Origin of the sequence: Hymenobacter sp. YIM 151858-1, assembly GCF_025979705.1 — a bacterium.
Taxonomy (GTDB): domain Bacteria; phylum Bacteroidota; class Bacteroidia; order Cytophagales; family Hymenobacteraceae; genus Solirubrum.
In genome coordinates, this window is the sequence record NZ_CP110136.1 from 336,292 (window position 1) to 361,214 (window position 24,923).

Below are 24,923 nucleotides of genomic sequence, written 5' to 3' on the forward strand. Positions count from 1 at the left end.
GGCAATAGTCAGGCCAGCGCCCGTGCCACCGCCAAATTTGTCCTGCGCGTGCAGGCGTTTAAAGATTTGAAGATGGTTTGGTGGTGTTTGGGGTCGATGCCGATGCCGTTGTCCTGCACGTACAGCACGTGGTAGTCGGCCGGGTCGCCGGTACCGCGCGGGCCGCGCACTTCGGCCGGCGCTTTGCCCACCGCAATCCGCCGCTCGGGTTTGTCGTTGTAGCGCATAGCGTTGGTGAGCAAGTTGTTGAGCACTTCCCGTATACGTACTTTGTCGCAGCGGAAGGTGGGCAGCGGCCCATTTACCGTTACCTGGGTGTTGGTTTGCTCGAAGCGCGGCTGCAGCATGTCGAGTACTTCTTCCAGCACCTCGTTCAGGTTGGTGGGCACCACCACCAGCTCTTGCCGACCCACGCGCGAGAGCTGCAGCAGCGACTCGATAAGCGCCTCCATGCGCTGGCTCAGGCGCACCAGGGTTTGCAGCTTGTTTACGCCGTCGGCATCGAGCTGGTGGGCGTAGTCTTCGAGCAGGAAAATGGAGTAGTTGTGGATGCCGCGCAGCGGCTCCTTCAAATCGTGCGAGGCCACGTAGGCAAACGAGTCGAGCTCGTCGTTGCTGCGCTCCAGCTCGGTGTTCAGTCGGCTCAGGCTGGCGGCGCGGGCCTGCAGCTCGTTAAAGATTTTCAGGCGCACGTCGGAGAGGTGCAGGCGGATTTCCTCGGCGGCGGCCACCTCCATGGGGCGCCACGGCAGGGCGGTGTTGGTTACCTCCTGGCTCCAGGCCGCAAACGACTGCCTCGGCGAAAGCTGCAGCACGCCGTCCTGCATTACTTCGGCTTTTTGCTCTTTGCCGGCCCAGGTTACCGTCTGAATCAGCTCGGGCCGGAACCAAATGAGGTAGTCGCCGGGGTCCTGGGCCAACGACACAGCCATGATGCCGCTGGCTGTACCGCGGATGGCCACGCCCGCCGGGTTGTGCTGCGCGTAGGAATTGGTGCGGAACAAATCCTGCTTCATGTTCAGCTGCAGCCAGGTGCGCAGCTCCTCCAGCTGGGCCTGGGTAGGCGTGCTGCCTAGGGTTATGATGTTGTCATCGAAGCAAATGGCCACGCCGCCGCAGTCGAACACGTCCATCACGGTGGGCTTGCGCTGGTACAAGCCGTCCACGAAGTTGTCGTGGCGCGAAATCTGTTCGAACAGCCGTACCTGGGTTTCGCGGATGTGCAGCTGGTAGGCGTAATCGTCTTGCTGCTGTTTGGTTTTCAGCAGCGCCGAAAACGTTTTGCCAATAAACAGGCACAGCTCGCGCAGCTCGTAGCCGAGCAGGCGTGGCGTAAGGTGGTGGCAGGTAATCAGGCCCCAGAGCTTGCCCTCCACGATGACGGAAATCGTCATGGTGGCGGCCACGCCCATGTTGCGCAGGTACTGCAGGTGTATCGGCGATACGCTCCGCAGCACGGCGTAGGTCATGTCGGGCGGGCGGTTGGCCGTGGGGTGCAGCACGGGCACCAGCGGGGCCGGCTCGTACGACACATCCGGAATAAAGCGCAGCCAGTTTTTCAAGTACATGGCCCGCGCCTGCGGCGGAATATCCGTAGCGGGGTAGTGCAGGCCCAAAAAGGGCTCCAGGTCGTCGCGTTTGGCTTCGGCTACTACTTCGCCGCTGGCGTCCTCGGCAAAGCGGTACATCACCACCCGGTCGAACTCGGTAATGGTGCGCAGCTGATCGACGGCAAACTGGCAGAACTCGCGAACCGAGCCGGCCGTGAGCATTTGCCCCAGCGCCACGTTCAGCGAGGCCAGGTCGAAGGGGGCGCTGGTGGTTTCGGCCACGGGCTCAAACTCCACCCACAGCAGGCCATCGTAGCGGTGCGTAATCAGCTTGTAGTAAGGCTGATGGGCCAGCTGATCGAGGCGGGTGCCGAGCAGCTTGGGCGTTTCGCTCAGGCCCGTCCACAGCTGCTCCAGCTCGGCCAGCGCGGCGGCACCTAGGAGGCGCTCCAGGCCCTGGCCCAGCAGCTCTTCGGCCGAAACACCGATGAGTTGGGCCGTGTTGGCGCTGGCGTGCACCACGCGCCTGGTTTGCTCGTGGAGGCACAGCAAAAAGCCGTAGGGCTGCACCGAGCCCGGTATGTGAATGGGCTCCCGGTCGCAGTTGGTGAGCGTAACCGGCGTATTGAGAAGGGTTTCGTCGGAGAGGATTACCGTAGCTCGATCCACGCGTGTAGCTTTTGAAACGTCTGGATGGCGGACTGCACAATTTCCGTTTCGTTGTCGGGCGTGGCTTCGGCTGCCAGCAGTTGGCAAAAGCTTTTCCACATGGGGCCGGTGTGCTCGGCATAGCCCGTAAAATAAGCGCGGGTGCTGATGCCCGCTTTGGCGAGTTGGCGGGTAATCACCTGTCCGCCCAGGGTGGAGCCCTCGAGTACGTACAGCGCCCCCAGCAGTTGAGGTCGGGTGCGCAAATCGGGCATATCGGCGCATTCGGGCAGGCAAGTGGCGTCGGCCAGGTCCTGCTCGATGAGGTGGGCCCGTTGCCGCCGCTCAATCTGCCAGTCGGGCCCAAACGAGTGGTGCCGCAGGTGGGCCTCGTAGGGCCGCAAAAAGCCGTAAAGCTTGGCCAGAAAGCGCGCGGTAGCTGCCGCCGAAACGCTGCCCGCCGCCAATGCCTGGTTGAATTCGGTTTGCTCCAGCGCGTGGTGGTACGGGTGCGTTTCGGCACGCAGGCGCTGAAGAATCATTGGTTTATCGAGAGCTACAGGCATGAAGCGGGCAGTAGATGGCAGAAATATAAGCAACACCACCGCCAGCCATTGAGTGCTGCGTGGCGGCTGAGCGCACCCGGACCAGCAGCCAAAAACACAAAAGCACCCCGCTACCAACCGTAGCAAGGTGCTTTTGGGCTAATCGGTTATTCGCTGGCGGCCGGAGCGGTTACGCTCTGCGGAGTGCCCTCGGGCTTTGGGCCCCGGCGGTTGCGGCCGCCCCGCTTGCGGCGGCGCTTGGCGACTTCGTCGGGGGTGCCTTCGCCGGCGGCTTCGGCCCTAGGTGCCGAGGCTTCGGAGGGGGCAGCGGCACCTTCGGCAGCGCCCTCGGGGCGCGGCTTGCGGCGGCGTTTTTTCCGGCGCTTCTGCTCCTCGGTCTCCACGGCGGCCGGGGTACCTTCGGCACCTAGGGGTGCGGGGGCAGGGGCAGCAGCGGCCGGCGCGGCGGCGCGCTCGGGGCGGGCGTTGCGGCTGCCCGGTTTGCCACTGCGGCCAGCAGGCTTGCCGGCGTGGGCGGGGCCGCGGCCGCGGTATTTTTTGGGGTCGAACTCGGGCGAGGGGCCAATTGCCTCGGGGGTGGGCTTTTTCTCCAGCTCCCGCTCAATCAGCTTCTCGATCTTCACCACGGCGTCCTGGTCGTGGTCCGACACGAACGTGATGGCCATGCCCGAGGTGCCGGCGCGGGCCGTGCGGCCAATGCGGTGCACGTAGTCCTCGGCGTCGCGGGGCAGGTCGAAGTTCACCACGTGCGACAGTTCGCTCACGTCGATGCCGCGCGACATCACGTCGGTGGCCACCAGAATCTGGAACTGCTTGTTTTTGAACTCGCGCAGCACCTGCTCGCGCTCCTCCTGGGTGCGGTCGGAGGTGATGCCGCGCACGTTCAGGCCTTTTTTGCGCAAGGCGCGCTCAATGGGCCCCACGTTCATCTTGCGCGAGGTGAACAGGATCATGCTCTGCACTTCGAGCTGCCCGATGAGGTGCTCCAGCAAGGCCAGCTTGTTGGTGTCGTACACCATGTACAGCTGCTGGTTGATGTTCTCGGCCGGTTTCGACACGGCCAGGCGGATTTCCTCCGGCTCGTGCAAAATCTTCTTCGAGAACTCGCGGATCTTGTTCGGCATGGTGGCCGAAAACAGCAGCGTCTGGCGCTTTGTAGGCAGCTGATTGACAATCTGGATGATGTCTTCGGCAAAGCCCATGTCCATCATCTTATCAGCCTCGTCGAGGATCAGGAAGTCGATCTGATCGAGCTTCACGTAGCCCAGCTGCATGTGCGCAATCAGGCGGCCCGGCGTGGCAATGATGATATCGGCGCCTTGGGTGAGGGCGCGCTTCTGCTGCTCCCAGATGTCGCTTTTGCCGCCGCCGTAAATGGCAATGCTGCTGGCGCCCACGTGGTAACCGAAGCCTTCTACCTGCTCATCAATTTGCTTGGCCAGCTCGCGCGTGGGGCACAAAATGAGGGCGGTGGTGTGCTCGGGGCGCTCGTAGGCGATAAAATCGAGAACGGGGAGGAGATAAGCGGCCGTTTTGCCGGTGCCGGTTTGGGCACAGGCTATCAGGTCTTTTCCGGCCAGCGCGGCCGGAATGGCCTGCTCCTGAATGGGGGAGGGCTTGGTATAGCCCATACCCTGCACCCCGTCGAACACGTCGGGGTGCAGTTGAAATTCGTCGAACGTCAAGGGTTCAGCAAGTTGGGTAAATGATGGCTGACCTTGAGTTCCTGGGTCAGCAAAAACAGCGTATTGGCGCTAAATATACGCGAATCCAACAGGTGCGCCGCCGCGATGGTTCGCTCCGTGAATATTATTGCAACGCAATATTTGGCGTAATTATGCCCACTGCTGGCCGGGGAGCCCATTGGCGGGGCTACGGGCAAGCGCACCTAGGGCATCAATTTGTTGGCGAGGCGTAAGGTATTCCGCGGCCGTCGTCGTTGTGTATAGCATACCGCCCTGCGCCGCTGCGGGCGCGGCTAGCGTACCCTACCGATGAAAGTAATTATTACCGGCGCCACCGGCATGGTGGGCGAAGGCGTGCTGCACGAATGCCTGCGCGATGCTGCTGTCGAGCAAGTGCTGGTGGTTACGCGCCGGCCCACCCATGTGCAGCACCCCAAACTGCGCGAAGTGTTGCTGGCCAACTTTGCCGACCCCGCCCCCGTGGAAGATGAGCTAACCGGCTACGATGCCTGCTTTTTCTGCCTGGGGGTATCGTCGGTTGGCATGAGCGAGGCCGAGTACACCCGCCTCACCTACGACCTCACCCTGGGTTTTGCCCGCACCCTGGCCCGCCTGAACCCGCCGATGACGTTCTGCTACGTTTCGGGCGCCGGCACCGACGGCTCCGAGCGGGGCCGGCAAATGTGGGCCCGCGTAAAAGGCCGCACCGAAAACGCCTTGCAGCAGCTGCCTTTCCGGCGGGTGTATGCCTTCAGGCCCGGTTACATGCACCCCACGCCCGGCCTCAAAAACACGCTTTCGGGCTACCGCTACTTTGCCTGGGCGTACCCCGCGCTGCGCAAGCTGCTGCCGGGGTACGTGTCTACGCTGCAGGAAATGGCGCAGGCCATGATCAACGCAGCCCGGTTTGGGTATCCGAAGCCGGTGCTGGAAGTACGGGACATCGTGCGGCTGGCGCACCAGCAGGCAGCGCCGCGAGCTTAAGCTGTGTCAGGAAAGCACAAAACGCTCGTGCTCAGCGTAATCGAATCCTCTCTGCCGCTTCGTTGGGGTTACTACCTCACGTTCGCAGGCGAGATGCCCCGGCAAGCTCGACACGACATTCTGTAATGGCAGCAGGCGAAGCGGGAGAGGTGCTTGGCTACGCCTTCCTTCGGTTCGACGGGGCTCAGCACGATGCTCAAGAAACACAGAATGCGTTTTCAGCCACCACCTAATTGGCGGGCATTTCCCAATGCTCGTCGGGCTCGGTTAGGGCCTGCAGCTGCCAAACCAACTGCTCCTCGCTGATGGGGTACGGGGCCCCGCGACGCAACGATTGGTATACTGCCTCGAACAATTGCAGGTAGTCGCCTTTGGGCGCGGGCAGGGGTTGTTGGGTTTGCTGACCATCGGCGGCCACCAGCGTCAGCAGGCCGGCTTCGGAGGCGGGCTCCAGGCCGTAGGCGGCATCGAGCGGCGTGAGGCCTTGCAGCAGTTGCGCCTCCTGCACATCGGCCCTGGTTTTTCGGAAGCTACCCAGGGTGCCGTGGAGCACGTAGGCCGGCAACGGTTGCGCAATTACCAGCCCCGATACCAGCGTAACCACCGGCCCGTGGGGGTACAGCAGCTGCAGCTGAAAGTAGTCGTCGACCTGCGAGCCGGGCCGGAAACGACCTAGGGTGCGGCGCACGCGCGCGGGGCGGCCAAACAGGCTGAGGGCCTGATCGAGCAGGTGCGGCCCTAGGTCGAACAGCAAGCCGCTGCCCGGCAGGGCGGGCGTTTCCTTGAACCGCTTGTGGTTTAGTGCCAGCTTGTAGCGGTCGAACCGAAACGTAGCCTCGGCCAGTGGCCCCAGCTGCCCGCCGGCCACCACCTGCTGCACCAGTTGAAAGTCGCTGTCGTAGCGGCGGTTTTGGTAGGCAAAAATCCGGCGGTTTACGGAGCGGGCCAGCTGCCACAGCTCCTGCACCTCGGCCACGGAGGTAGCCACGGGTTTTTCGAGCAGCACGTGCTTGCCGGCTTGCAAGGCCTGGCGCGCCAGCGCCACGTGCGTGTCGTTGGGCGTGTTCACGATAACCAGCTCAATGGCAGTATCGCCGAGCAGCTCAGCCACCGAGTCGTAGCTGATGATGTCGGGGTAGTGCTGCCGGGCTTGCTTGCGGGTGCGCTCGGCCACGGCGCGCAGCGCAAAGCCGGGGTGGGCCGCCACAAACGGCGCCTGAAATACCTGGCCCGACATGCCGTAGGCAAGCAAGCCGGTTTGGATGGCGTTGGTCATGATGAGCGAAGGTAAGCGAATAGCCAAACCAGCGCCGCCGCGGGTAGCCTGGCGCGAGCTGCGCGTGCACGCACGGCTACCCCGGCACCATTGCCCGGGGCAACCCACAGCGGCTCGGAGGGCCGCAGCCTAGGCCATTGAGGCTAAGAAGGTTTTGAACGGCATTTCGCTATTTCAGCCGCTCGCTCCATACTTTTGCTATCCGCTGGTATGTATTCCGGGCAATGCTGCAATAGCTCCGTTGTCGTTTGCTTGATGCCTGCCCCGGTTGCACCTTCCCACACCTAGCAAGCCGCCGCGCCGTAGCGGCTTACCGCCGTTTTTATGCTTTTACTTCATAGCGATGCTTGCGCGCAGGTTTTCTTACACGACAACGGCTACCGTGCGGCTTTGGAGGTCAGGTGGCTGAACAGGTGCAACGGCGCCGAACTGCAGCGGACTTCCGTGCGGGCGACCATGTTGGCCCGCCGCCACCAGGTGAATGCCTGGATTGCCAACGACCAGGCCCTGGGCCCACTAAGCCTGGGCGACCTGTACTGGGCTGAGCAAATGCTCGACGGCATGCAGCGCGACCTGGGCCTGGATCGGTTTGCGTTGTTGCTGTCGGATTTGCCGCAGAACCGCGAAAAGATCAGCCCCTTCATCAGCAAGTATACCCAGCCCCACGCGCTGCTGCAGCTGGCTTTGTTCGAGAATGTTGCGCACGCCCGGGAGTGGGCCCTCGAGCTTAGCTAAACCACCCCGCCGGCCAAATGCCCCGCGCGTTGCGGCCCGCTTCCCTAGGGCATTCGCGCTGGCTGCCGCCGCGCCAGGTAAGAAATTCGGCTATACTGCGGGCTAATTCGGACGGCGCGCCTGCCCATGCGCGGCGCGCGCCGGAAGCACGTATTCTGTTCCTAAGCTTTGAGTAACGTTTCTGATTTACCGGCCGAGCCGCCCCTGCACGGCCTGCGCGTGCTGGAGCTGGCCAGCGTGCTGGCCGGCCCGCAGGTAGGCCAGTTTTTGGCCGAACTAGGCGCCGAAGTCATTAAGATTGAACCGCCCACCGGCGACGTAACCCGCAGCTGGAAAACGCCCGCCGAAGCCCCCGACACCGACGTATCGGCCTACTTTGCCTGCGCCAACTGGGGCAAGCAGTCGGTGGTGGCCGATTTGCGCACCCCGGCCGGGCTGGGCTTGGTGCAGCAGCTGGCCCAAGTGGCCGACATCGTGCTGGCCAGCTACAAGCCCGGCGACGCCGAGAAGCTGGGCGTTGATTACCAAACCCTAGGTGCCCGCAACCCCCGCCTCGTGTATGGGCAGATAACCGGCTACGGCCCCCACGAGCCCCGCGCCGGCTACGATGCCGTGGTGCAGGCCGAAGCCGGCTTTATGTACCTCAACGGCCAGCCCGGCGGCGAGCCGCTCAAAATGCCCGTAGCCCTGATGGACCTGCTGGCCGCGCACCAGCTGAAAGAAGGGTTGCTGACGGCCTTGTACCGCCGCGAGCGGACGGGCCGGGGTGCGCTGGTGCAGGTATCGTTGTGGGAGGCCGGGCTGGCTTCGTTGGCCAACCAGGGCAGCACCTACCTCAGCACCGGCCACGACCCCCAGCCTCTGGGCTCGGGCCACCCCAGCATTGTGCCCTACGGCACCGTGTACCTCGGGGCCGACGGCGTGCGGCTGATACTGGCCGTGGGCACCGATCGGCAGTTTCAGCAGCTGTGCGAGGCGCTGGGCCGCCCCGCGTGGGCCACCGACGAGCGTTTCGGCAGCAACGGCGCGCGGGTGCTGCACCGGCAGGCGTTGGAAGCTTTGTTGCACGAGCGGATAGGGCAGATACCGGGCGCCGGGCTGCTGGCCGAGCTGGCCCGCTTGGCCGTGCCGGCCGGGGCGGTGCGCACGGCCGGGCAGGCCCTGGCCGAGCCCGCCGCGGCCGCTATGCTGCTGCCGCCCCAGCCGGGCTTTGCGCACGCGGGCTTGCGTACGGTGGCGTTTCGGAGCCCCCACTGGCCGGCTGCCGGGGCATTATCGGCGCCGCCGCACCTAGGCGAGCATAGCGCAAGGTTTGGCGCGCCGCAAGGCACATCGGGCGAAAACCAAACCCCGTTCAACTAAAGCTTCGTACCATTAACTTATAGCTGTTCGTGTTTGCGGGCTTGCCTAGGTCCGCAAACCTTCCTCCGACCCAAACGGCGTATCGCCGCCCGCCTATGCCTCAGGAAATAGAAAATTCGTCTCCTTCCGCTGAGTTCAACGACAAACCCGGCGCGCCGGCCACCGAGCCCGCTGCCCAAAGCCCCGCACCTGCCGAGGCCGCGGTAAGCGCCCCGCCCGCCGATGAAAACGCGCAGGCCCAGGCATCGCCCGAGCCCGAACCCGCCGCCGACACCCCGCACGAGGAGGTAGAAGACAAGCTCGACATCATTTTCGAAGGGCTGCGCCAGAAATCGACGGCCAAGCAAGCCATTTTCCGCAACACGCAGGCGGCTTTCGAGTGCCTGCGCACCGTAACGCAGGAGCTGGTGCTGGAGCTGACGCGGCGCATCTCCACCGTCGATTCGAGCGTGGTAATCGAGTACCGGCCCATCAACGAGTTCGAGTTTCACATCCGGTTTTCGGGCGATTTGCTGGTGTTTGTGATGCACTCCAACATCATCACCTTTCCCGATGATTTCCCGCTGTTCGGCTCGCGCTACGTTACCGACGACTTCCGCCGCCGCTTTTTCGGGCACATCATGGCCTACAACTTCATGGCCGACTCGATTAAGTACCAGCGCATGAACGACCCCGGCTACCTGGTGGGGCGCCTGCTCGTCAACATCGAGAACCACTACTACATCGAAGGCGCCAAGCAGCTCGAAATGCCCGAAAACGACATGGAGCACAACGTCATCAACGATGACGCGATGCGCCTGTACGTGGAAAGCGCCATGATTGCCGCCGTCAACAACGACCTGATGGCGCCCTCCATCCAGGACATTCAGAAAATCACCGTCAAGCAAAAGCTCGAAAACCAGCAAGTAAGCCGCGGCAGCAAAGTCGGGTTCAACTTCCGCAACGAGCAACGCCACCACGGCTACGACGGCCTGATTTACTAAGTAGCTGTCTGCTTGTAAGTCAGTCTGACTCTGTCATCTCATTTGTCATCCTGAGCAAAGCGAAGGACCTTATCACCGCTGAACTAGTCGTCGTAACGATTTTCGTTCTAGGGTGATAAGGTCCTTCGCTTTGCTCAGGATGACAGGACAGGCAAGAACTACCTAGGCGAGTAGCCCACCCGCTCGCGCACTTTGTTGAGCACGGTGGTGCCGTAGGCCTGCGCTTTGCGGGCGCCTTCGGCCAGGCGCGCATCCAGCTCGGGCAGGTTTTCCATGTAGTAGTTGAACAACTCGCGCTCCTTGGCAAAGCGCGTTCGAATCACCTCGTAGAGCGCCTGCTTGGCGTGGCCGTAGCCGTAACCGCCTTTCAAATAGTTTTCGCGCATTTCGGCTACTTCGGCCGGCGAGGCCAGCAGCGCGAACAGCTTGAAGGTGGTGTCGGTATCGGGGTTCTTGGGCGCTTCGAGCGGGGTGCTGTCCGACACGATGCTGCGGATGTTCTTCAGCAGGGCTTTGTCGTCGAGGAAGATATCGATGATGTTGCCGTACGACTTGCTCATCTTCTGCCCGTCGAGGCCCGGAATGGTCTGGATTTGCTCGTCTACGCGGGCTTCGGGCAGCACAAAGGTTTCGCCGTAGCGGTTGTTGAAGGCCGAAGCAATGTCGCGCGTAATCTCCAGGTGCTGAATCTGGTCTTTGCCCACGGGCACAAACTCGGCATCGTAGAGCAGGATGTCGGCGGCCATCAGCACAGGGTAGGTAAACAGGCCCGCGTTTACGTCGGCGAGGCGGCCCGATTTATCCTTAAACGAGTGCGCGTTGGCCAGCATTGGGTAGGGCGTCAGGCACGAGAGATACCACGTCAGCTCGGTTACCTGCGGCACATCCGACTGGCGGTAGAACAGGTTTTTGTCGGTGTCGAAACCGCAGGCCAGCCACGCGGCAGCCACGGCGTAGGTGTTCTGGCGGAGCAATTCGGCATCGCGCACGGTCGTGAGCGAGTGCATATCAGCAATGAACAGCAGCGACTCGTTGCGGCTGTCTTTCGACAGCTCAATGGCGGGCAGAATGGCGCCGAGCAGGTTGCCGAGGTGCGGCCGGCCCGTGCTCTGAATGCCGGTAAGAATGCGGGACATTTTTTAAGCTTTTAGCTGACAGCTGTTAGCTGTTGGCTTTCGGTGGAAATAACGTTGGTCAGTCTTGTTTGCCGGAAGCTGTGCCGATGCTGCTCAACGGGCAGGGCAGGTTCCGGTTGAGCGAGCGAATAACGGGAATCAACGTTTCCGGTGTTGCTATTTTTTCATCGACGAGCCTAACCAGATCGGGGCGCGAGACCAGAAACGGCCGAAGCATTTCGCGAAAATACGCGCCGCCGTTCCAGCTACTGGTGGTAAGGGCCGTAAGCGTGCTGTCTTTGGCCCATCTGATCAGATATTCGGGCTTGCTGGATGCACCACCCCCAACCATGCCGCCTCCCGCCGTCATGTGCCCGGCCGAGCCAACCGTGTAGGTATAGTTCAGCAACACTACCATGCCGCTATCCACTTGTTCCACAAAGGCTTTGTCGACGTAGCTGCTGCCCATGTTGACGAGGAAACCCTTGGCAACGATGTATTTACGTCTGCCAATGCTGAAGGACTGAACCTCATCGGGAGTCAACTTCAGAGTTTTCCCTTGCGCGTTCTTCACCACAAGGGTGTTGCCGTCGCGCAACTTCAGCTCGCCGTTGTGCCGAACCGTTTGCTCTTGATTAAGAATGTAAGAGCCTGACTTAAAGGAAGTGGATTGTGCCCAAAGCAGCTGCGGCAACAACAGCGCAAGGGCGAAGCAGAATAATCGCATGTAACGGGTAAGGAGTAAATTTTTTTATGCGCCAACCCAAGAGGCATTGCCCAGCTTATGGCTGCGAATGTTTAGCGGCCTAGGTGCTGCTGGCCCCGTGCGCAACGGGCCCGAGTGTATGCGGGACATGTAATCGAACTTACCGTGCGGGACAAAATTGATCGTTGAAAGTGCGCACGTAAGCAGGGAGGTTTCTACAAGTGAGCTTATGCTGAGCAAACAACTGCTGCAAGTTCGGATCGTTGCCAAACACTTTGAGCAGAATCTTTCGGTCGTGCGCAGAAAATTCGCCTTCGTCAAATTTGTTGCTATTGTCACGAACGACTAAATAGGTGTTGTTGCCGCGGGTCTTGAGCAAGTAAAAATATCCTTGTTGTGAAGGATTCAGTAGCAAATCATAGACAAGCAAATCCACGCGCCCAGTATCCGCTATCCATGCAAAATCATGGGTTATGCGCAAGCGCTTATTCCTATTTAAGCGCACCACGAAGTCGGATACCGGCACGAACCGACGCGAAGGCGACGTTTCAAACCACCTAATCTGATCAGCAGGCAGAGTTGCGCGCTCAATTGTTCGCACTACCACTTTGCGGGTACCATCAGGAAGATACCGGATTTGCCCAGTGCCTAGCGTGCCGTCCTTCAGCTGATAAGTGGCCGTTTGGGCCGAGGTTACGTGAGATACGCAGCTGATGAAAAACAGAAAGAAGCACCAACACAGTACGGGCATAACGAAGTAGCTATGTGGAACGGCGAATGATTGTAAGTGATGATACTCTCACATGCGCCTCTGCTTCCCGCCTCCCTAGGTAGCGGTCGACGGCACAGGTGATTTAAAAGACAAAATTAGTGACCCGTTGACGTAGCTTGGGTTGCAGGAGGATAGGGTTGATTGCTGTTGAACGCCTGAATGACGGCACGCAGATTACTTTCCGTTATGCGGCTTTGCTGAACCAGCTCAACCAAATCTGGCCGTGCTGCAAGGTGCAAGGAGAGTACCTCCCGAAAGCGACTGTTGCCCGACTGTGTACCAACCGGCAGTACCGTGGCCACGTAGCTGGCAGGCGACTGAAGCAAGTATAAGTAGCGGCGCGTAAAGGAGGCACCGGAGGGGTATTTTGGATCGGTTATGACTACAGCCTGTTCCTTGTACTCGTAGCGCATCAGCATAATGCGGCCACTGTCGAGCACCGGAACAAAGGCCCTCGTAACGATGCCGCCGGTCAGCAGCTTGGTGCCGATGTTGAAGCTGCCAGCCGTTAGGTAGCCTTGTTTGCCGATGCGGGCATACGTTACTTCTTCCGGTGCCAGCTTGAGCGTTTTGCCTTCCGGGGTGCGAACCACCAGCAACTGCTTTTTCTCCTGAAGCTTAAGCTGTGCCGGGTAGCTGATGCGCGGGTCCTTGCCTAGGATGTATGCCCCTGATTCGAAAGAAGTGAATTGTGCTCGTAGCGCCTGCGGCAACAGCAAGAGAAAAAGTAAGCAGTAAAGCTTCATCAATTCAGATAACATCGTGCACTTACACGCTCACATTCGCCTCGGCCTCTTGCTGCAGCTCCACCGTTTCCTCTTTTCCTAGGTAGCGGTCGATGAGGGCGTGGGCGAGGTAGAGCACGGGCGTGAGCAGAATCGCGGCTGCGAATTTATACCAGTAGTTGGTGTTGGCTACGCTCAGTACTTGCTCGAAGCTCCAGTTGCCGAAAACGTAAAAGGCCACAAACAGCACCACAAACGAGTCGACGAGCTGCGACACGAGCGTGGAGCCGGTGGCGCGCAGCCAGATAAGGCGGTTGCGCGTGATGCGGCGCAAGGCCTGAAACACCGTGGCGTCAAGAATCTGACCGACCACAAAGGCCACAATGGAGCCGATGATGATGTTGCCGCCCTGCCGGAAAATGCTCTGGTAGGCGAAGTCGACGTTGAAGGGGCGGCCTAGGTCGTCGGTCTTGTTGACATCGAGCCAGAAGGCCGCCGGGGGCAGCTTGGTAGTAGCGTAGATGATGCCGAAAGCGTACAGAATGAGCCCGGCCGTGAGCAAGCTCACGCGCAGCACTCCCTTGGGGCCGAAGTACTCGTTGAGGATGTCGGTAGTAACGAACACCACCGGCCAAATGAGCACGCCGGCCGTGAGGTTGCCGGGCAGGCCCATCAGCTCATCAACCGAAAAAATCTTAACCCCGATGATTTCGGCGAGCAGCGCATTCACCAGAAAAATGGCGCTTAGCACGAGGTATAGCTGCTGCTTTTTATGCGCAAACGAAGTGGTAGCGGTACTGCTCATGGCGCAAAGTAAGGTGCCCGTGAGCAGTTACAAGCTGTGGGGCCGGCCAGCGCAGCAAAACAGTTGACGCAACCGGCACCCGAACGCGCCGGTAGCGCCATGTTTTGCCGGGTGCATCAAGCCAAACCTTGGGGAAGCCAAAACAACCCGCTAAAGCCGCCGCACCTTACCCAGTGGCTACCTAAACCGCTACCGTAAGGCCTTCGAGGGCAAGCTGGGTGTTTTCGAATTCGCGCTTGGCTTCGGTGAGCAGGGGCTGCAAGTCGCGGTAGCGCGACGAAAAGTGCCCGATAAGCAGCTGTTTTACCTCGGCCAGGCGGGCCAGCTGGCCCGCCTGGCGGGCCGTGGAGTGGCCGGTTTGCTGGGCGCGCTCGAGCATTTCGTGCAAAAAAGTGGCCTCGTGATACAGCAAATCGGCACCGCGCACCAACTCGGCCAGGTTTTCCTGGTACACGGTGTCGGCGCAGTAGGCGTAGGTGCGGGGCGGGGGCGGGGCCACGGTTACGTCGGCGTGGCGCAGGAGCACGTGGCCGCCTTCGTCGTGCAGGTCGTGGCCGCGCGTGAGGGCCTGCAGCTGCTCGGGCGTGAGGCCGGCCGGGAGGTTTTCCTTGATGAGGCGGCGGCGGCGCGGCTGCTCCCGGAACAGGTAGCCGCAGCACGGAATGCGGTGGCGCATGGGCAGGGTATACACCTGCACGGCGGCGTCTTCAAAAATAAGCTGGTGGCGCTCGGTATCCACGGGCGTAAACTCCACGTCGTAGGCCAGGGGCGTGCCGGAGCAGCGCAGCTGCGTGGTAATTATCTCATCGAGCCCGGCCGGGCCGTAGATGTACAGCGGTTCGTGGCGGCCTTGCAGGTGCAGGGTGCCCAGGAGCCCAAACAAGCCAAAAAAATGGTCGCCGTGCAGGTGCGAAATAAAGATGCGGTTGATGCGCCCAAAGCGCATGCGCTGCTCGATGAGGCGCTCCTGGGTAGCCTCGCCGCAATCAATCAGGTAGGGCTCGCGGCCTACCGTAAGCACTTGTGCCGTGTGGTGGCGCCCCAGCATGGGAGTGGCCGAGGCGCTGCCGAGAATGGTTAGCTCGAACTCCAAATTAGCTGTCCGTTGCGAGTTGTGAGTTGTCGGAAGCGGCGCCGCAAGGGGCAGACGGCCGCGAAAAGAAGAAGGTTGTCAGATGTCAGCTTCGAGCACTGACAACCGACAACCTTCCGAACTGACAATCAAACGAAAACTACTCCTTGTTGGTAAGGTCGCGCTCGATGGCGTGCAGGAAAATGCGGTCGATGCCTTCCTCCACGGTGGGCAGAATGTGCAGCACCGACTCCAACTTGGAGATGGTAATGAGCTTCATCACGTGATCCTGCAGGCCCGTGAGGACCAGCAGACCGCCCGTAGAGTTGCACAGGCGGTTGGCAATCAGAATAGAGCTCAGTCCCGACGAATCGGTGTACTTCACATTTTGAAGGTCGAGGATCAGGTTGTTGATGCCTTCGGCGTTGAGCTTCACGAACTCCGATTTCAGATCGGGCGCGACGGTAGTGTCGAGCTTTTTCTCGTCAATCGTGATAATCGTGTAGTTCTCTTTTTTATCAATGGAGTACTTCATACGGGACGTCTTCGGTAGTACGTGGGAGTTGCGAAGGTAGTAAAAAAATGAATGTCTGAATCTAAGAGAAATCAGCCATTAATTGATGCGCGCGGATAATTATCGGCCCGGAAAAGCAAAGGTAAGCGTGGCCCAGGTGCTTTGCCAATCGGCTGCGGCGGGGGTGGGGTGAGGCTCCATCCGGACGGTGCTCAGCAGCACGTCGGCGGGTTGGAGTAGGCGTAACAGCGTACGGCCATTATTGTTGGTGCGCAGGGTAAAATGTTGGGTAGTGCCCCCGGCGTGGGGCCGCAACCAGGCCCGGAGCGCTTGGTTGGGAGCAGGGCGCCCGGCAGCCAACACAACCACGGTGAGGGCTGCTCCGGGGCGCAGCGTATACGGGTTCTGCTCCAAAAGGATTTCGAGCGGGTGCCCTAGGTGCCGTTGCCAGGTGGTATCGGCGGGGGCGGGGGTGCCCACCCGGATGAGCGTTTTGGCGCAGCGGCGGTACTGCTCGCGGGCCGGGGCGACGGCCTGGCCGCGGCGCTGGCGTAGGGCCAGCACGTCGTTGAGGCCTTCGGCGCGCAGGTAATCGGAAAAGGCCGGGCCCGTGAAGCCAAGGCTGGCGTTGTTGGTTTGGAGCGCCAGCAGGTGAGTGCCGGCTTGCTCGAGCAACACGCTGGTTTGCAGGGTATCGGCCTGGCGGGCCATGGCCGTGAGGTTGGCCTTGCGGCCGCCCGGCTGCAGGTGCACCAGCTCGGCGAGGCGCTGGCTGGTGCCGGCCCACCGCTCGCCCCGAAACTGCTGGCCCACCCAGCGCCCTAGGTGCACGCGGCTGCCGGGCGCCACAACAAAGCGCACGGGCTGCAGCCAGAACTCGTTGGCCGAAGCACCTAGGGCAAGCAGCAAAGCCGAAAGCAAGCCAACACGTCGGAGAAGCATCCGACAAAGATGGGCGAACGGCAAACAATTTTAGAAGATAGAGGTATTGTGTTTGTTGAATGTTTGTTGACCAAAACTTAAACAAAACATGAAAGCTTCCCCAAACCTGCTTGCGCGCGTGCTAACCCGTGCGTGGATGATTTGCGCCGTATTGGCCAGCCTGGGCCTCGCCGCCTGCGACGACGACGACGATGACGCCGGACCCGCCCAATCCAACATTGTGCAGGTGGCGCAAAGCAACTCCAACCTCACCACCTTGGTAGCGGCCGTGCAAAAGGCAGATTTGGCCACCACGCTCAGCGGCACCACCCAGCTAACGGTGTTTGCCCCCACCAACGACGCATTTGCGCAGCTGCCCGCCCCGTTTAACAATGCCCAGAACATCGGCGCCATCACCGATGCCAACCAGATTGCCACCCTGCGCGGCATTTTGCTGTACCACGTGCTGGCCGGCGAGCTAACCGCCAGCGGCCTGAGCGCGCAGGCCTACCCCACGCAGCGCCCCGCCACCGCCGGCACCAACGACAACCGCATTTACATCAGCAAGCCCGCCGCGGGCGGCGTGGCCATCAACGGCAACACGCGCGTAACGCAGGCCGATGTAGACGCCAGCAACGGCGTGGTGCACGTGATTGATCGGGTGCTGCTGCCGCCCTCGCAGCGCATTTCGGAGATTGTGGTAGCACGCGCTTCGGCCAGCACCAACCCCGAGTTTACCTTGCTGCTGCAAGCCTTGCAACGGCCCGCCGCTTCGGCGTTGCTGGCGGCGGCCGCCAACCCCGCCTCCAACCTCACGGTGTTCGCGCCTACCGATGCTGCTTTCCGGGCCTTGCTGCAGCAGCTCAACCTCACCAACCTCAGCCAAGTACCCGATAACGTGCTGGTGGGCGTGCTGCAGCTGCACATCGTGAACAACACCCGGGCCTTCTCGACGGACCTCACCAACAACCAAACCGTGGGCACGCTCAACGGCAACGTAACCATTGGCGTGAGCGGCAACGCCGTAACCGTGCGCGGCAACGGCAACGGCAACACGCCGGCCAACGTGGTAACGGCCAACGTGCACGCCAGCAACGGCGTGGTGCACGTGATTGATCGGGTGCTGCTGCCGTAGTGCGGCGCCCGAACCCTAGGTGCCCCGCCCAAAAAAGGCCGCTGCCAGTGCTGGCAGCGGCCTTTTTTGGGCGGGGCACCTAGGGCTACTCACGCTCCATGGCCAGGGCGTAGGCGCGGTCGTAGTACTGGCGCAGCTGGTGCCAGTCGAACTGCTCGGATGCGCTTTCCACCTGGTTGCGCTGGGTAATCCGCTCGCGGCGGTTCTGAATGACGAAGCGCCAGAGCATGTCGCACAGCTCGTCGGCGGCCTCATCGAAGCTCTTTTCTTTGCGCCGCACCACAAAAATGCCTTTCTGCTCGTGCTCGGGCACGTGTTGCTGCACGTAGTCGCCGAAACCCGATAGGTCGGAGGTAATGGCCGGCACGCCGCGGGCCACGCATTCGAGCGGGGTGTAGCCCCAGGGCTCGTAGTAGCTCGGGAAAACCCCTAGGTGGCAGCCGCGCACAAACTGCCCGTACTCCATGCCGAACAGCGGCGAGGTGGGCGACACGAAATCGGGGTGGTACACCACCTTCACGCGGTCGTGGCGGTTGTTCACGAGGTTGGCCCGGCGCAGGAAATCCAGGATTTCGTCGCTCGCGTCGTCGACGAGGTTGTGGGTGATAACCGGCGGCAGGCGCGAGGTTTTCCAGCTTTGCAGCGTGCGGCGGTAGCGCAGCTTCCAGTAGTCGTCGACCAACTCAGAAAGGTTGGGCAGCTGGTACTCGGTGCTGCTGGCGGCCTGGTAAAACAGCCGCTCGCCCACCTGCTGCTCAATGGCCTGGCAGGTGTCGCGCACCTCATCGAGCATGGCCCGGCTTTGCAGCACATCGGGGTTGATGCTGTGGTAAGGGCGTTTGGTGATGATGAACAGCACTACCTGTCCCTCCAGGCCGCTTTGCTGAATGCGGTAGTTGAGGCGGGCCAGGGCTTCCAGCGTCAAATCGAAGCCTTTGTTGTGGTACTCGTAGCGGCCCGAGGTGAACAGGTAGAGCGTCTTATCGAGGTCGAAGGAGTACGACTGGAAGAAGTGCGCCATCACGAACTCGTGGATGCGCTGCTTGTACTGCTGGTGCAGGTTCTGGAACTCGTGCAGGGCCACAAACCGCTCGATGTTGAGGCCGTTGGGCAACACCGCGTCGGGGATGCGGTCGAGCAGGTAAATGCACTCGCGCACCGTTAGCTCCGACACCGTGGTGAACACGTGCGAGCCGTGCGCGGCGGCGCGCTCCATGCGCACGGCCGTTTCGATGTTGAAGTGCCGCGCCTCCCGCTCCCAGTCTACGTACAGCAGGTGGTCGTAGAAGTTGGGGTCGTTCATGGCCAGGTAGCGGCCCAACAGCGTGGCGTGGGTGGTAAATACCAGGTGCGCCTTGGTTTGCTCGCGGCGCAGGGCCGGTATGGCCGAGCCCACCATCCACTCATGAAAGTGCGCCAGCAGCTGCAGGTTGGCCTCGGCCAGCTCGGCCTCCAGCGCCTGCACAAACAGCTTGGCCAGGTGCCCAAACGCCGTTACCTGGTGCAGCAAATCGTCGTGGTCGGGCGACGGAATGCCGTGCTGCTCCCACAAATCTTTCTTCAGCTGATTGAGCTGCGGATAGGCCTGGTAGGGCGAGAGCAGCACCACGCGCGGCTTGCCCGTTACGAGCCAGTGGCCGTAGCACACATCCAGGCCCTGCTGGCGCAGTTTTTTTACGGCGCGGGCAATGGGGTCGGCATACGCAGCGGCCATCTGCGTATCGGAAAGCGGCTCGAACTCGGCCTGCGCCGTTTGCGGAAAATACGGGCCCACCAGGCAGTACCGGTCGCCCCAGCCCTCCACGGTAGCCGGCACCTTCGAGCGGATTACCGTGTAGATACCGCCCACTTGGTTGCATACTTCCCAGGCTACTTCCACGAGCAGGGCACCGGGTACTACGGCTTCGGGGGCGGGCATAGGAAACTGCATAAGGTGGCAAGATTGGTGGAGGCGGGTGAAATATAGGCTTGATTGGCGCTTAGGCAACCGCTGATTACGTACGCAACGCGGTTTGTAGCGCGGCAATCCGTTGCGCGGCGCCAACCTACGGTTCGGCGCTACACCTCGGCCGATTGCGACAGAATCAGCGCCGAATATGCCGGCAGGCCAAACTCGGCAAACTGCGGGCAGCCGTCGTAGTCGCCCGCCTGCGTGTCGGCACCTAGGGCCGGGAAGTTGTCGAAATCGGCGTCGTAGCCCTCCCAGTCGCTGTTGAAGCGCACGTGCCAGTGGCCGGCGGCGGGCAGGCCCAGGCGGTAGGCCTCGTGGGTGGTGTTGCTGAAGTTCAGGATTACCACCACGGTATCGTGGGGGCCGCCTTCGTGTGCCCAGCGCTGGTAGGCTAGCACTTTTTGCTCGTGGTTGAGGTGCAGCAGTTGGGTGTGCTGGCCCAGCAGGCCGGCCGAGTGGCCGTGCAGGTTGCGGCGTAGGGCAATCAGGTCGCGGTAGAGGTGCACGAGGCCGCGGTGCTCCTGGGCGCGGCGCCAGTCGAGTGGTTGGTCGTCGGAGAAATAACCGTCCTGCAAAAACTCCTGCCCCTGAAAGATCATCGGGATGCCCGGCGCCGTGAACACCAGCGCGGCACCTAGGGCGGCGCGCTTTTTCGGGAACCAGTGGGCGGCCTCGCCGGGCATAATCTCCTCGGGCACGCGCGATTTGCCGTTGGCCACCTCGTCGTGCGACTCGGTGTAGATGACGCGCTGAAAAGCATCACCGTTGTAGCACTGCAGCAGGCTTTCGGCCACGGCCCCTAGGTCGCGGTCGGCGTCGTGCTGCGTGATGAGGGCATCGCGCACGCGGTTCACGAAGGCCGCATCCCACTGCGCGGCAAACCCCTGCCCGTCGGCCTCCGGGGCGCGGGTGATGTACTCGTTGCCCAGCAGGTCTTCGGCGATGGTGATTTTCCAGGGCATCCGCTCCCGGATTTCCTCGTTGATCCAGCGCATCAAACTCCAGCCATCGGGCAGGTCGCGGGCGGGGTCGGCGGAGCCATCTACGTTGCGCACGTGGGCAATGGCGTCGGCGCGCAGGCCATCTACGCGGTATTCTTCCAGCCAAAACAGGGCGTTGTCGCGGATGTACTGGCGCACCTCGGGGCGACCGTAATCGGGGCGGTTGTGGCCCCAGGGCGTTTCGGCGCGCCAGTCGTTGTAGAAGTAAATACCGCCGCCGTCGTTTTCGTGCCAGCCATCGAACTGCCACAAATCCAGGTCGCCGGGGCCAAAGTGGTTGTACACCACATCGAGCACCACGGCAATGCCGTGCTGGTGGGCGGCTTTTACGAGTTGCTTGAACGCCAGCGGCCCGCCGTAATCGGTTTCGAGCGCGAAGGGGTGGGAGGGGTTGTAGCCCCACGAGCGGCTGCCCGGAAACTCGGTGGCCGGCATCACCTCGATGCAGTTGATGCCCAGCTTTTGCAGGTAGGGCAGGCGCGCAATTACATCCAGAAAAGTGCCGGGCCGCTCGGCGTCGGGGGCGTTGAAGGTGCCCACGTGCAGCTCGTAAATCACCAGCTCGTTCCAGGCGGGCATGGTAAACTGGTCGTCGGCCCAGTCGAAGGCGGGGTCGTGCACCACGGAGTTGCCGCTCGAGTGCGTTACCTCGCGGGCGTAGGGGTCGTTGCGGGTAAGGGCGTGGCCCTCGGCGGTACGCAGCCAAAAGCGGTACTCGGCGCCGGCTTGCACCGCGGGCACATTGGCAGCCCAGTAGCCGTTGGGCTCGGGCAGCAGCGGGTGCTGCCGGGGGTTCCAGTCGTTAAAATCGCCGACTACCGAAACGGCGGTGGCGTTGGGGGCCCATACCCGAAAGGCGGTGCCCGTGGCATGAAGAATGGCTCCCATCCCAGCGGGGAGGGCGGCCACAGGTGCGGCCGCGGCAGGCGCAGCACCTAGGGTTGTAGCAGACATGGTGTGGTACGGAAAAGCTCGTCAGTACCTGCTGCTACTGGTTTTCGGTGGGTTTGGTTGTGCCTGGCCGCAGGCCGCGGGTTGCACCGGCCGCCAATTTTCGCGTGCTTGGGCGCCATGAACGCCGCTGCTACCTCCGCCGAACGCCTCACGCTCTACCACCGCCACCACGCCAAGCGGCAGCGGGGCAAGGCGCTGTCGCACCTGGTGCCCGCGCTGGTGCTGCTCAGCAGCGTAGCGGCGGTGCTGGGCGGCGAGGCGTTTACCTGGGTTACGGCGGCCGAAATTGCCGTGGGCGCTGCCTACGTGGTGCTGCTGGTGCGCGAGCTGCTGCACTTGCGCAAGCACCCGCACCACCGCGAGCGGGTGGCCTGGCTGGAGCTGGCCGCGGCCGGCATTTTGCTGCTCGAGGGCTACCACATCTGGCACCGCCACCACGAGGCTGAGCTGGCCGGTGCGCCGCACAAGTTTCATGTGCTGCCGTGGATTTATGCGGCTGCGGCCGTGGCGTTTGTGGTTATTGCTTTTCGGATGCCGCAGCTCGATGCCCGCCGGTTTTTGCACCTGCACGCCGAGGGCTTCAGCGTGCGCCTGAAGCCTTTTGCCCGCATCACAGAAGTGCGCTGGGCCGAGGTGCAGGCCGTGGAGCCGGCCGGCCCTACCGACGTGCTCGTAACCTGGCCCGGTGGCCGGCAGCAGCGCCTTGGCTTGGGGCAAATGCACAACGCGGCCGAGCTGCAGCAGCGGGTGCTGGCCCACGCGGCCCAGCACCACCTAGGGGCCCGGCCAGAGCAAACAGCAGGGCAGGCTTAAGCTGCGGCTCGCGCATGGTTCGGCTGGCAGGTTCCAAAGTTCACTTTTAAGCTAAGGCACCTAGGCGGTGCCGGTACGCGCGGCGCAGCCGGCCAAGCGGGTTTTGGGCGGGCAACCCTGCGCCAGAGCAGCGGGCCAGGCGGTTAGGCGCAGGCAAGCGGGCGTGGTTACTTTTGCCGCCGCAAACTCCCGAGGCCGCTCCGGCGTTTGTGCTTACACGCTCACCAACTGCTACTGCCCGTGCCCCGTCCCATGCTCGAATTTGGCCTTTATGGCTGGACCCCCGCCTACGGCTACACCTACGTGCACCCGGCCAACCGCCGCACCTTCGAGTGGGTGGAGCCCGTGAACAAAGTGTTCGAGAAAATCAGAGAGGACGAAGAGTGGATTACGCTGCGCTACGACGAGCAGCAATACCTGGTGCGCCCCGAGCTGTTTCGGCCCATCCGGCGCCCCCCGTTCGGCTTCGGCGACCCGGTAGAAGCCGTGGCGATGGAGCCCGGCCAGCCCCGCCTGCGCGGCGTGGTGTCGGATATTTTCTGGGACGAGCGCACCGACCGCGCCCGCTACCAGATTGTGGTCCGCAAAAAGAAAGTGCCCCACGTGTTCGAGGCCGAAGAGCTGAGGGCTTCGTAGGTGTTAGGGCTTAGGTATTAGGGTTTAGGCTGAGGAATATTTAGGCTCGATAACCTAGACCTAACCTCCAATGCCTAAGCCCTAACACCTAAATCCCTACCGCAATGGCCAGCACGATGGCGGCGGCGGCCAGCAGCAGCAGGAGCAGGTAGAGCGGCAGCACGAAGCGCCACCACTGATCGAAGCGCACGCCGCAGGCGGCCACAATGGCCATGAGCGCGCCGTTGGTGGGCGTAATCAGCTCGCACAAGCCCGCGCCGTACTGGTACGCCAGCACCGTAACCTGCCGCGACAGGCCCAGCAAATCCGACAAGGGCGTAAGAATGGGCATGGTAAGCACCGCTTGCCCGCTCACGCTGGGCACCGGCAGGTGCAGGGCCGTGTGCACCCCCAGCATACCTAGGGCCGAGAGCGTAACCGGCAACTGCGCCAGCGGTGCCGACATGCCGTGCACGATGGTATCGACGATCTGGCCTTGCTCGAGCACCACGAAAATAGCGCGGGCAAACCCGATGAGCATGCCCGAAAAAGCAATGTCCTTGAAGCCGGCAATGAAGCCTTCGGCCGTGCCCGTGAGGCCCAAGCCACCCACCAGGCCAGCCGCCACGCCCAGCACAAAAAACAGGGCCGCCATTTGGGTGAAATCCCAGCCCTGCTCCAGCACCCCGTAGGCAAAGTACCCGAAGGTGGCCAGCAGCAACAGCAGCACCAGGCCTTGGCGGTTGCCGCCTGGCTGCGTAGCGGTTTCGGCCTCAAGCTCAGGGGCATCGGCCGCGGCACCTAGGGGTGCGGTTTCGCGGTGGCGCAGGGCGTAGCGCAAGGTGCCGCCAATCCAGATCAGCAGGGCAAGGGCCAGGAATACCAGCCGGAAGCCCAGGCCCGAGAGCAGCGGCAGGCCGGCCAGCTTTTGCGCAATGCCCACCTGAAACGGGTTGAGCGGGCTGAACGCGGCGCCCACCGCCGCGGCTCCGATACTTACCGCCGCAGCCGTGAGCACGGGGTAGCGCAGGCGCCGCATCAGCACCAGCAGCACCGGCACCAGGGGCACAATTTCCTCCTGCATGTTTTCGAGGGCGCCCATGGTGGCAAACAGCAGCGCCACCACGGGTATCACCAGGGCCTCGCGCCCGCGCAGCCGCTGCACCAGCCAATCGACGCCGCGCCGCAGCGCCCCGGTTTGGTCGACCACCGTAAACGCGCCGCCGGCCAGAAATACCAGGAAAATAACATCGGCGGCCCCCTGCAACCCGCGCGGAATGGCCGTAACGGCATCGAGCGGCGAAACCGGCGTGGCCGGCACCAGGCGGTAGGAGCCGGGTACCACCACTTCGCGCTTGGTCAGGGCATCTTCGCGGCGCTCGAACCGCCCGGCCGGCAGCACATAACTCAGCGCCACGGCCAACATGATAAAGCCAACCAGCAGCACCAGCGGGTGCGGAAAACGAAACTTGGGCATGGGTGCAAAAGCAGGTGTGAGCCGCAAAAGAACAAAGCACCGGCCGAACCGCGCGCCGCGGCACGGAATTCAGGGTGCCGCCTACGGCGCTACTTGCGGCCTGGGTGCTTGGCTGCGAAATGCCCAACGGCAGGCCCGTGGCATACCCATATGCGCTCCTTGACCCAGGCACACGGCCGGGAACCCGCCGCCCGTCAATCGTTGTATCTTCGGTTCTGGTCGGCCGCGCCGTGGTGGCCGTGTTGTTATGAAATTCGCCGCTTTCGCCCAATTACCCTTAGGTCAGCAAACCGAGCACCTGCTGCGCACCGGCCACCACCTGGCCGACCGCGCCGAGCACGGGTGCCGCTTGCAGCTGTATGCCCTGGAGGATTTTTATGCCGAAGTGTGGCGCCTGGTGGGCGAGGAGCGGGTGCTGTTCATCAACCTGTTCCAAAAGCCGGCCTTGCTGCAGGCCTGGCTCGATAGCGTGCGCCTGCCGGAGGAGCTGTAGCCTCACCCCCCGGCCCCCTCTCCGAGGGAGAGGGGGAGCCAGGCGTCAGCAACATCAGCAACGAT

Annotated in this window: 23 protein-coding genes; 8 read left to right on the forward strand and 15 right to left on the reverse strand. The window is 62.3% G+C overall.

The genetic code is table 11. The features are described 5' to 3' along the window. Positions 1-8: 8 nt before the first annotated feature. The 3 genes from OIS50_RS01355 to OIS50_RS01365 all read right to left on the reverse strand — a co-directional run bounded on the left by OIS50_RS01355 (position 9) and on the right by OIS50_RS01365 (position 4,449). Positions 9-2,219: a GAF domain-containing protein gene (locus OIS50_RS01355; RefSeq protein ID WP_264692539.1), complete on the reverse strand. Its 2,211-nt coding sequence runs from the start codon at positions 2,217-2,219 to the stop codon at positions 9-11. Next, the gene (locus OIS50_RS01360) at positions 2,201-2,764 is read right to left on the reverse strand and encodes a biliverdin-producing heme oxygenase (RefSeq protein WP_264692540.1); all 564 of its coding nucleotides are present in this window, start codon (positions 2,762-2,764) and stop codon (positions 2,201-2,203) included. Before OIS50_RS01360 ends, OIS50_RS01355 begins: the two co-directional genes overlap by 19 nt. A gap of 146 nt (positions 2,765-2,910) precedes the next feature. Then, positions 2,911-4,449, reverse strand: a complete 1,539-nt coding sequence (locus tag OIS50_RS01365; protein WP_319805310.1) for a DEAD/DEAH box helicase — start codon at positions 4,447-4,449, stop codon at positions 2,911-2,913. A 309-nt stretch (positions 4,450-4,758) separates the two neighbouring features. On the opposite strand from OIS50_RS01365, the gene OIS50_RS01370 reads away from it, so the two are divergent. After that, complete coding sequence (locus OIS50_RS01370) at positions 4,759-5,433, forward strand: NAD-dependent epimerase/dehydratase family protein (protein ID WP_264692541.1); 675 nt, start codon at positions 4,759-4,761, stop codon at positions 5,431-5,433. Between the two features lie 229 nt (positions 5,434-5,662). Here OIS50_RS01370 and OIS50_RS01375 read toward each other — a convergent pair whose 3' ends face one another. Continuing rightward, on the reverse strand, positions 5,663-6,736 hold the full coding sequence (locus OIS50_RS01375; RefSeq protein ID WP_264692542.1) for a Gfo/Idh/MocA family oxidoreductase: 1,074 nt from the start codon (positions 6,734-6,736) through the stop codon (positions 5,663-5,665). Between the two features lie 429 nt (positions 6,737-7,165). On the opposite strand from OIS50_RS01375, the gene OIS50_RS01380 reads away from it, so the two are divergent. The 3 genes from OIS50_RS01380 (at position 7,166) to OIS50_RS01390 (ending at position 9,789) form a co-directional block, all read left to right on the forward strand. Beyond that, positions 7,166-7,444, forward strand: a complete 279-nt coding sequence (locus OIS50_RS01380) for a hypothetical protein (RefSeq protein ID WP_264692543.1) — start codon at positions 7,166-7,168, stop codon at positions 7,442-7,444. A 168-nt stretch (positions 7,445-7,612) separates the two neighbouring features. Then, a complete protein-coding gene (locus tag OIS50_RS01385) occupies positions 7,613-8,806 on the forward strand; it encodes a CaiB/BaiF CoA transferase family protein (protein ID WP_264692544.1) in 1,194 nt (397 codons plus the stop codon). Positions 8,807-8,901: 95 nt separating this feature from the next. Continuing rightward, positions 8,902-9,789 carry a hypothetical protein gene (locus OIS50_RS01390; protein ID WP_264692545.1) on the forward strand — a complete coding sequence of 296 codons (888 nt, stop codon included), beginning with the start codon at positions 8,902-8,904 and terminating at the stop codon, positions 9,787-9,789. 158 nt (positions 9,790-9,947) lie between these two features. Here OIS50_RS01390 and trpS read toward each other — a convergent pair whose 3' ends face one another. The 8 genes from trpS to OIS50_RS01430 all read right to left on the reverse strand — a co-directional run bounded on the left by trpS (position 9,948) and on the right by OIS50_RS01430 (position 16,440). Continuing rightward, positions 9,948-10,925, reverse strand: a complete 978-nt coding sequence (gene trpS / locus OIS50_RS01395) for a tryptophan--tRNA ligase (protein ID WP_264692546.1) — start codon at positions 10,923-10,925, stop codon at positions 9,948-9,950. A gap of 58 nt (positions 10,926-10,983) precedes the next feature. Continuing rightward, positions 10,984-11,631 (reverse strand): hypothetical protein, encoded by a 648-nt coding sequence (locus OIS50_RS01400; RefSeq protein WP_264692547.1) that lies wholly within the window; start codon positions 11,629-11,631, stop codon positions 10,984-10,986. A 139-nt stretch (positions 11,632-11,770) separates the two neighbouring features. Continuing rightward, complete coding sequence (locus OIS50_RS01405) at positions 11,771-12,361, reverse strand: hypothetical protein (protein ID WP_264692548.1); 591 nt, start codon at positions 12,359-12,361, stop codon at positions 11,771-11,773. A 116-nt stretch (positions 12,362-12,477) separates the two neighbouring features. Further along, on the reverse strand, positions 12,478-13,128 hold the full coding sequence (locus tag OIS50_RS01410) for a hypothetical protein (protein ID WP_264692549.1): 651 nt from the start codon (positions 13,126-13,128) through the stop codon (positions 12,478-12,480). 22 nt (positions 13,129-13,150) lie between these two features. Next, positions 13,151-13,912: a queuosine precursor transporter gene (locus tag OIS50_RS01415; RefSeq protein ID WP_264692550.1), complete on the reverse strand. Its 762-nt coding sequence runs from the start codon at positions 13,910-13,912 to the stop codon at positions 13,151-13,153. Between the two features lie 181 nt (positions 13,913-14,093). Then, positions 14,094-15,005: a ribonuclease Z gene (locus OIS50_RS01420; protein ID WP_264692551.1), complete on the reverse strand. Its 912-nt coding sequence runs from the start codon at positions 15,003-15,005 to the stop codon at positions 14,094-14,096. A gap of 139 nt (positions 15,006-15,144) precedes the next feature. Then, complete coding sequence (locus OIS50_RS01425) at positions 15,145-15,519, reverse strand: STAS domain-containing protein (RefSeq protein WP_059069601.1); 375 nt, start codon at positions 15,517-15,519, stop codon at positions 15,145-15,147. A gap of 99 nt (positions 15,520-15,618) precedes the next feature. Beyond that, positions 15,619-16,440 carry a DUF4198 domain-containing protein gene (locus OIS50_RS01430; protein ID WP_264692552.1) on the reverse strand — a complete coding sequence of 274 codons (822 nt, stop codon included), beginning with the start codon at positions 16,438-16,440 and terminating at the stop codon, positions 15,619-15,621. 88 nt (positions 16,441-16,528) lie between these two features. On the opposite strand from OIS50_RS01430, the gene OIS50_RS01435 reads away from it, so the two are divergent. Next, the gene (locus OIS50_RS01435) at positions 16,529-17,554 is read left to right on the forward strand and encodes a fasciclin domain-containing protein (protein ID WP_264692553.1); all 1,026 of its coding nucleotides are present in this window, start codon (positions 16,529-16,531) and stop codon (positions 17,552-17,554) included. Positions 17,555-17,639: 85 nt separating this feature from the next. Here the strand turns inward: OIS50_RS01435 and OIS50_RS01440 are convergent, their stop codons facing one another. Continuing rightward, positions 17,640-19,484, reverse strand: coding sequence for a glycosyltransferase (locus OIS50_RS01440; protein WP_264692554.1), 1,845 nt, complete (start codon positions 19,482-19,484; stop codon positions 17,640-17,642). A 128-nt stretch (positions 19,485-19,612) separates the two neighbouring features. Then, positions 19,613-21,460, reverse strand: a complete 1,848-nt coding sequence (locus OIS50_RS01445) for an alpha-amylase family glycosyl hydrolase (RefSeq protein WP_264692555.1) — start codon at positions 21,458-21,460, stop codon at positions 19,613-19,615. Positions 21,461-21,577: 117 nt separating this feature from the next. Here OIS50_RS01445 and OIS50_RS01450 point away from each other — a divergent pair, with 117 nt between their 5' ends. Both OIS50_RS01450 and OIS50_RS01455 read left to right on the forward strand, forming a co-directional pair. Then, positions 21,578-22,273 (forward strand): hypothetical protein, encoded by a 696-nt coding sequence (locus OIS50_RS01450; RefSeq protein WP_264692556.1) that lies wholly within the window; start codon positions 21,578-21,580, stop codon positions 22,271-22,273. 240 nt (positions 22,274-22,513) lie between these two features. After that, positions 22,514-22,909 (forward strand): DUF6960 family protein, encoded by a 396-nt coding sequence (locus OIS50_RS01455; RefSeq protein ID WP_264692557.1) that lies wholly within the window; start codon positions 22,514-22,516, stop codon positions 22,907-22,909. A gap of 88 nt (positions 22,910-22,997) precedes the next feature. On the opposite strand, the gene OIS50_RS01460 is transcribed toward OIS50_RS01455, so the two are convergent. Further along, positions 22,998-24,365 carry a YfcC family protein gene (locus OIS50_RS01460; protein ID WP_264692558.1) on the reverse strand — a complete coding sequence of 456 codons (1,368 nt, stop codon included), beginning with the start codon at positions 24,363-24,365 and terminating at the stop codon, positions 22,998-23,000. 247 nt (positions 24,366-24,612) lie between these two features. Here OIS50_RS01460 and OIS50_RS01465 point away from each other — a divergent pair, with 247 nt between their 5' ends. Beyond that, positions 24,613-24,858: a hypothetical protein gene (locus OIS50_RS01465; protein WP_264692559.1), complete on the forward strand. Its 246-nt coding sequence runs from the start codon at positions 24,613-24,615 to the stop codon at positions 24,856-24,858. Positions 24,859-24,923 lie beyond the last annotated feature (65 nt).